Source organism: Peribacillus sp. NPDC058002 (assembly GCF_042886655.1).
GTDB classification, from domain to species: Bacteria; Bacillota; Bacilli; order Bacillales; family DSM-1321; genus Peribacillus; species Peribacillus aracenensis.
Genome location: NZ_JBHVQU010000173.1, coordinates 1 through 7787, shown reverse-complemented (window position 1 = coordinate 7787; position 7787 = coordinate 1). Strand labels below are relative to the sequence as shown.

The window sequence follows — 7787 nt, the reverse complement described above, 5'->3', positions numbered from 1 at the left end:
AATCATCCACACCGCTTTACCTGGTAAATAGCAACAAAGTATGCGAAAACAGCCTTTTTCTTAAACAATCCGCTATGTTAAGCTCTCCATTTTTAAACAGAAACGAACTTTCATCCAAAAGAAACATTTTTTTGTATGGAAAAATAAGCTATGTTACACTCATTATGGAAACCAACCCATTTAACCGTCCCATTATTGGTGTAATAATAAAAGAAAAGCTCTTATTCGCGAAAAACCTTTTGTTTTTGCCTCTCAATATGTAATAATTGTATGATTGTGTATGTATAGACAATAACAAACGAATGATTATACTATGGGGTGAAGATAGATGGAACGATTACAAAAGGTGATAGCACATGCTGGACTGGCTTCCCGCCGTAAAGCAGAAGAGTTGATTTTAGAAGGTAAGGTAAAGGTGAACGGCAAAGTAGTGAAGGAATTAGGTGTGAAAGTTGGACCTAATGATAAAGTTGAGGTTAATGAAGTCCCGCTAGAAAAAGAAGCCCCGGTTTATTTCCTATTCTATAAACCGCGCGGCGTCATTTCGGCAGTTTCTGATGATAAGAATAGAAAAGTCGTAACTGACTTTTTCCCTTACATCAATGAACGGATTTATCCAGTTGGCCGCTTGGATTACGATACTTCGGGCTTATTGATTTTAACCAATGACGGGGAATTTGCAAACACGTTAATGCATCCTAAGCATGAAGTGGATAAAGTGTATGTGGCAAAAGTGAAAGGGATGCCTTTGCGGGAAAGCTTGAAAAAGTTGGATAAAGGTATCAAGTTGGAGGATGGCAAGACTGCACCAGCCAAGACAAGGGTATTGTCTACCGACAAGAAAAAGGAAACGGCGATAGTTGAAATCACAATACATGAAGGCAGGAACAGGCAAGTCCGCCGGATGTTCGAAGCAATTGGCCATCCCGTCATTAAATTGAAGAGGGAACAATATGGTTTCTTGACCTTGGACGGTTTAACAGCAGGAGATTCCCGGGAGCTGACTCCGCATGAAGTTAAATTAATGCGGACTTTAGCAACGACCGAACCTAAACAGCGGAGAATGTAAGAAAGGTTTTTCCCCTGTATTAATAGGTTGAAACCACTACCCCATTCTTCACCTGGAAGAATGGGTGGTGGAAAACAACCTGTAAATACCTTTTCCTTCATGAATCAGGAAAGAATGTCACAAAACCTTCAGAAATGTAAATAAAAAGGACATGGCGTTAAATGGTATAATGGTATGGTTAAATTTAGTGTGGCCTTAGGAGGATCTCTATGGATAAAAAGAAGCGACGCCTGATTAGCAGAACCATCATTCTCCTGCTTTTAGGTGCAGCTTTAGTGTTTGCCCTTTATACGAACTTCACTAAAGATAAGAATGAAAGTCTGAGAAAAGGATCCGATGCACCGAATTTCGTCTTGACTGATATGAAAGGCAAAGAGCATAAACTTTCCGATTACAAGGGAAAAGGCGTCTTCCTGAACTTTTGGGGTACATATTGCAAGCCATGTGAATACGAAATGCCTTATATGGACAATCAATACAAAAACTTTAAAGAACAGGGCGTTGAAATATTGGCGGTAAATGTCGGGGAATCTGACTATGCTGTCAATAATTTCATTACAAAGCATGATCTGACCTTCCCTGTCATGATCGATAAAGGTAGGGAAGTGGAAAATGCTTATCGCGTGGATGTATTGCCTGTCACCTTTTTGGTCGATAAAGAGGGGAAAGTGATAGATATCATCACCGGAGCTTTGACAGAAGAGAGCATCCAAAAACATATGGAGAGAATTAAACCATAATATTGGGGAGTTTTTGACATGAAAGAAGTAAAATGCGATTGTGGTCATATAAATCCGTTTGGCACAAAGATTTGTGGGAAATGCGGAATGGTGCTTGGTAACGAAAGAGAAAACAAGCTTATTGATATGAGATATGAAGGAAGTGCCAGGCGTTCACAAACATATAAAAAAACGATCATCGATAAAATATGGAACTTCTTTTCTTCCGTTAAGGTAGGGGTGACGCTTATTGTCATTGCCTTGATCGCTTCAGCCATCGGGACGATTTTACCTCAGGAAATGTACATCCCTTCAACAGCTACGCCTGCAGAGCATTATGAACTGGAATACGGCTGGTTCGGAAGAGTGTATTATGAACTCGGGTTTCATAACTTGTATAGTTCATGGTGGTATCTGATTATCATAGGCATGCTGGGCATATCACTATTGATTGCCAGTATCGATCGGTTCTTTCCATTATATCGATCGTTAAAAAAACAAGGGGTCACACGTCATGACGGTTTCATGAAACGTCAGCGGATTTATGGGGTGACAAAGCTTGAAGACCAAGATATAAACCTTGAAGAAGTAAAGGATAGACTAAAAAGGACGCGTTATCATATCCGTGAGGAGAACGGTCATATACTTGCAGAAAAGGGTCGTTTTTCACGTTGGGGACCATATGTTAATCATATTGGACTTATCATTTTCTTAATTGGAGCATTATTGCGTTCTGTCCCTGGGATGTATATCGACAAAGTACTTTGGCTGCGTGAAGGCGAGAGAAAAGAAATCCCGGGTACAAATGGTGAGTATTACCTCCAGAATAATGAATTTACCTTAGAGGTATATGACAAAGAGAATGATGAAGATGAGCAGTACAGTGCTGCAATTGATAAAACCGGTACGATTGCAAAAACCTATCAATCCGATGTTACGTTGTATGAGCGCAACGGAGAGACCTTACCAGGAGAAAAAGTGGACCTTGTTAAACTTAAAGATTATAAAATCAAAGTCAATGAACCTCTGAAACATGATCATTATGCCCTCTATCAAGTGGACTATAAACTGGATGAGCTCAGTACGATGTCTTTTAATCTGATAAATAAAAAAACCGAAGAGAAATATGGAAGCTTAAAGGTTGATTTGAACAATCCACAAAAGAAATACGAGTTGAAAGAAGGATATTCCGTTGACTTGATCAGTTACTTCCCCGATTTCGAGTTCGATGAAAAAGGTGAACCAAGAACGATATCGAAGATTCCGAATAATCCAGCATTTATCTTTAAAATGCATACCCCGGATAAGCCAGAGGGTGAGGTCAGTTTCGTGGCGATTAAGGAGACTGTGGAGCCTTTAGGGGAAAACACTTATAAAATGGCTTTTAATGGTGTGGAAACCCAAGATGTCACGGCTTTGACCGTCAGGAAGGATTTAACGCTTTGGATATTATTCACGGGTGGAATCATTTTCATGATCGGAGTTGTCCAAGGGTCTTATTGGAATCACCGGCGTATATGGATTAAGAGGAAAGATGATGAGATATTAATGGCCGGCCATACAAACAAAAACTGGCACGGTATTAAAAGAGATATAAAACAAGCGATAGAATCGACATCACTTTCCGAACCAATGGATCAACTTGAAGATGAGAAATCTTCTAGTAAGGGGGAAGTTTTAAATGGCTGAATTGAGCAGTAACTTTTTATATGCAGCTTTCTTATTATATCTTGTCGCTACCTTTTTCTTTGGCGGATCAATCAAGGATAAACGCGGAGCGGAGGAAAAGAAACAAAACAAATGGGCTAAACTGGGCATTTTCATCACCATTTTCGGTTTCGCGGCTCAAATTGGGTATTTCATCACTAGATGGATTGCTGCCGGCCATGCCCCGGTAAGTAACCTGTTTGAATTTACTACCTTTTTCGGAATGATGCTGGTCGGTGCTTTCATATTAATTTATTTTCTTTATAAAACACCTGCCCTTGGGCTATTCGCTTTACCGATTGCGTTATTGATAATCGCATATGCAAGTATGTTCCCTACAGAGATTTCGCCACTCATTCCTGCATTGCAGAGCGATTGGCTTCATATTCATGTAACGACTGCAGCGGCAGGACAGTCGATCCTTGCCATTAGTTTCGTTACTGCCATCATTTATTTAATCAAATTCGTCGATCAGACACAATCAAGCAAAAGAACGTTCTGGCTTGAAGGCATCATGTTCACATTAGTCTGCACCATCGGATTCGTCATCATCACTTCTTCTTTTGCTGCGATGGATTATAAGGCTAATTTTGATTGGGTCGATAAACACGGAGCCGAGGTCAAACAGGAATTCAACCTACCGGCATTGGTTGGTCCCAATGAAGGGAAACTTATCGAGACTGATCGATTTGAACCACTGGTGGACATGCCTGCACTGATCAATGCCAAGAAGCTGAATACTGTACTTTGGTCATTCGGTATTGGGCTCATCATGTATGGTTTAATAAGGTTGATTGCTCGCAAAAGAGTGGCAGCATTGATTAAACCGATCGTTAAAAATGTGAATTTGAATTTATTGGACGAGATTAGCTATCGTTCGGTCCTTATCGGTTTTCCGATTTTCACTCTCGGGGCCCTCATTTTTGCAATGATCTGGGCTCAAGTGGCCTGGACAAGATTCTGGGGCTGGGATCCGAAAGAGGTCTGGGCACTGGTTACGTGGTTGTTTTATGCAGCTTTCTTGCATCTGCGCATGTCAAAGGGATGGCAAGGGGAAAAATCAGCTTGGCTTGCCGTCATCGGTTTTGCCATCATTATGTTTAACTTGATATTCGTCAATCTTGTTATTGCTGGTTTGCATTCATATGCTTGATTCTGTATTGTAATATTTAAATGAAGGGGGTCTTTTGATAGAAACGTCGAGGAGTTGGCTTATCGATTTTTCTAGAGAATGATCCCTTTTTCAGTCAATGCCATTAATAAGGATATTTCGGTGAAATGGCATTTATGAACTTTTAGTGAGCGCTCTAAGCCTTTTTTTTGTGACAAAATGGTGAAAGGTTCATGGAAGCCATGCAAAAATGGCTCTTTATCGTACTTTATAAGGAAAAAGTATTAGTCATGGAAGTTTTCATTTTGTAGAATATAGGATAGGAGGCTGATTACATAATGTATAATGCTATAAAAATTCTCGTGGTGGATGATGAGGAAAGAATCCGCCGGCTGCTAAAGATGTATTTGGAAAGAGAAGAATACATAATCGATGAAGCTGAAAATGGAGATATGGCTTTAACAAAAGCCCTTGAAAATGAGTATGATTTAATTTTATTGGATATTATGATGCCTGGTAAAGATGGAATCGAAGTTTGCCGTGAATTAAGGGAAAAGAAAACGACACCGATTATCATGCTGACTGCTAAAGGGGAAGAAGTGAACCGCGTTCAAGGATTCGAAGTGGGGACCGATGATTATATCGTAAAGCCGTTCAGTCCCCGTGAAGTCGTATTAAGGGTTAAAGCTTTATTACGTCGCTCTTCAAGCACTAGTTACATGCAGACGGAAACGACGGCAAAAGATGTGATCGTCTTCTCGCATCTAACCATTGATAATGATGCTCACCGTGTTCTTGCCGATAACAAAGAGGTCTCATTAACACCCAAAGAATATGAATTATTATATTTCTTGGCGAAATCCCCAGATAAGGTTTTCGACCGGGAGCAATTGTTAAAAGAAGTGTGGCACTATGAATTCTTTGGGGATCTTCGAACTGTTGACACGCATGTTAAACGCTTACGTGAAAAATTAAACCGCATATCCGAAAACGCAGCCAAGATGATTGTCACTGTTTGGGGTGTAGGTTACAAGTTCGAAGTCATTAATGACTGATGCTATGGGGCAGTGTTGTAGGGAAGCTATGGGCAACGATCCTATTGCTCGTGTCATTTGTACTAATTGTTTTAACCGTTCTGCTGGTCGAATTCTTTGAGAATTTCCAGATTGAAAATATTGAAAATGATTTAACCAAAACCGCTGAACAAATCATTAAGGTAACGAATGAACATCAGGGGTCCAGCAATGAAGTTTTACAAATAGCTTCGGAATTAATAGGCAATGAAACGAAAATGATCATTCTTAATGATGACAAAATGGTATTCTCATCAATCGGAGGAGATAATGAGTTCGAAATCACGCCGGAACTCATTAAAAATGATTCCGAATTGATCAAGGTTTTTACGGAAAGAAAGACTGTAAAAAAGGAAATGGCGCTATCCGATGATGCAGACAGTAAGGAATTGTCCGCAATCGTAGTAGGCATTCCACTTGAATTGAATGGGGAACAGGATGAAGTTTTCCTATTTCAATCGTTGGAGTCCATGGAAGAAACCACAAAATCGACTACACAGTTCATATTATTGGCAGCAGGCATCGCCATTATTTTGACAACGATTTTTGCTTTCTTTTTATCTACAAGAATCAATGCACCATTGGTGAAGATGAGGGAAGCCGCACTAGCGATTGCCCGAGGGAAATTTGATACAAAGGTTCCCATCTTGACTCAAGATGAAATCGGTGAACTTGCCATAGCGTTTAATCAGATGAGAGAACAGCTAAAATTCAATATGAATGCACTTAGTCAGGAAAAGGAACATCTCTCAAGCATTCTTAGCAGTATGGCAGATGGGGTCATTACCTTCAATAAAGATGGCACAATTCTTGAAACGAATCCGCCAGCAGAAAGGTTTCTGCAATCCTGGTACTTTGAAAAGGGCTATAACCGGGAAGATAATGTCAATGTCCCATTGGTTTTGATGAATCTTTTTGATGAATCAGAGTCCTTCGATAAGGAGCAAGTCGGTGAAATTACTTTGCAGGGCCGCGATTGGGGATTCATTGTCAGTCCGCTATATACAAATGCAGACAATATTAGGGGAGCGGTGGCCATCATACGGGATATGAGCGATGAAAGACGTATGGACAAACTTAGGACTGATTTCATAGCGAATGTCTCACATGAGTTAAGAACGCCGATTTCAATGTTGCAAGGATATAGTGAAGCGATCGTAGATGACATTGCGAGCAGTGAAGAGGAAAAGGTGGAAATGGCCCGCATCATCTATGATGAGTCTTTGAGAATGGGCCGTTTAGTCAACGATCTCCTCGATCTAGCTAAATTGGAATCGGGTAAAATGAACCTTAGCTATGAATGTGTACCTATTTCTCCTTATTTAAAGAGGATAACAAGTAAGTTTTCCGGGCTGGCTAAAGAAAAGGGGATCACCATATCAGCCAGCATGCAAGACGATCAAATTCAATGGCACTTCGATCCGGACCGCATTGAACAGGTTTTGACCAATTTAATTGATAATGCGATTCGTCATACTCCTCCGGGCGGTAACATTGATGTCATTCAGAGGACAAGTGATCGAAGGGGACTAATCATTGATGTCAGGGACTCTGGATCTGGAATTCCCGAAGAAGATTTGCCTTTTGTATTCGAAAGGTTTTATAAAGCGGATAAAGCAAGGACCCGCGGCCGTTCGGGCACCGGGTTGGGTTTGGCAATCGTAAAAAATATAATCAATGCCCATGATGGCTTCATTTCGGTAAACAGTTTACCTAATAAAGGGACGACGTTCAGTTTTATCCTGCCTCGAATTATGGAAAATGCCGAATGACGGGTGGCTTGCCAAAAAATCTTGTTTCATAAGGAACTGAGAAAAACAAAGGCAATTGGATTACTTTCCAACTTGTCTTTGTTTTTTTTAGGAAACAAAATAAGAAGTCCCTGATATGTGGAAATTAACGGAATTTTATAATAAGATTAAAGCCGAAGTATGTAACTTTTGTTTTGGATTGACGACTATATTTATGAACGGATGTGGGGAAATGATGGATTCCGTTTTCCACGATCTTTATGAAAAATATCATCAGGAAATATATCAATTCATTTTTTATATGACTAAAAATCGAGAAACGGCGGAGGACCTTGTTCAGGAAGTATATATACGGGC

At 40.1% G+C, this 7787-nt stretch carries 7 protein-coding genes; all 7 read left to right on the top strand.

Annotated elements, in window-relative coordinates:
- Positions 1-328: 328 nt before the first annotated feature.
- Positions 329-1069 carry a 23S rRNA pseudouridine(2605) synthase RluB gene (gene rluB, locus ACFVSH_RS20425; RefSeq protein ID WP_034308106.1) on the top strand — a complete coding sequence of 247 codons (741 nt, stop codon included), beginning with the start codon at positions 329-331 and terminating at the stop codon, positions 1067-1069.
- Positions 1070-1278: 209 nt separating this feature from the next.
- Complete coding sequence (gene resA / locus ACFVSH_RS20420) at positions 1279-1809, top strand: thiol-disulfide oxidoreductase ResA (RefSeq protein WP_387597717.1); 531 nt, start codon at positions 1279-1281, stop codon at positions 1807-1809.
- An 18-nt stretch (positions 1810-1827) separates the two neighbouring features.
- Entirely contained in the window at positions 1828-3477 is a 1650-nt protein-coding gene (gene resB / locus ACFVSH_RS20415) for a cytochrome c biogenesis protein ResB (RefSeq protein WP_387707548.1), read from the top strand.
- The gene (gene ccsB / locus ACFVSH_RS20410) at positions 3470-4648 is read left to right on the top strand and encodes a c-type cytochrome biogenesis protein CcsB (protein ID WP_387707546.1); all 1179 of its coding nucleotides are present in this window, start codon (positions 3470-3472) and stop codon (positions 4646-4648) included. The genes resB and ccsB overlap by 8 nt, the downstream gene beginning before the upstream one ends.
- Before the next feature lie 296 nt (positions 4649-4944).
- The gene (locus ACFVSH_RS20405) at positions 4945-5661 is read left to right on the top strand and encodes a response regulator (RefSeq protein ID WP_192205381.1); all 717 of its coding nucleotides are present in this window, start codon (positions 4945-4947) and stop codon (positions 5659-5661) included.
- A complete protein-coding gene (locus tag ACFVSH_RS20400; RefSeq protein WP_387598201.1) occupies positions 5658-7451 on the top strand; it encodes an ATP-binding protein in 1794 nt (597 codons plus the stop codon). Before ACFVSH_RS20405 ends, ACFVSH_RS20400 begins: the two co-directional genes overlap by 4 nt.
- 115 nt (positions 7452-7566) lie before the next feature.
- Positions 7567-7787, top strand: a 221-nt coding sequence (locus ACFVSH_RS20395; protein WP_387707545.1) for a sigma factor, incomplete at its 3' end; no start/stop codon positions are given.

Coding starts and splice junctions, on each gene's coding strand:
- rluB (WP_034308106.1), top strand. CDS start 329: ATGGAACGATTACAAAAGGTGATAGCACATGCTGGACTGGCTTCCCGC.
- resA (WP_387597717.1), top strand. CDS start 1,279: ATGGATAAAAAGAAGCGACGCCTGATTAGCAGAACCATCATTCTCCTG.
- resB (WP_387707548.1), top strand. CDS start 1,828: ATGAAAGAAGTAAAATGCGATTGTGGTCATATAAATCCGTTTGGCACA.
- ccsB (WP_387707546.1), top strand. CDS start 3,470: ATGGCTGAATTGAGCAGTAACTTTTTATATGCAGCTTTCTTATTATAT.
- ACFVSH_RS20405 (WP_192205381.1), top strand. CDS start 4,945: ATGTATAATGCTATAAAAATTCTCGTGGTGGATGATGAGGAAAGAATC.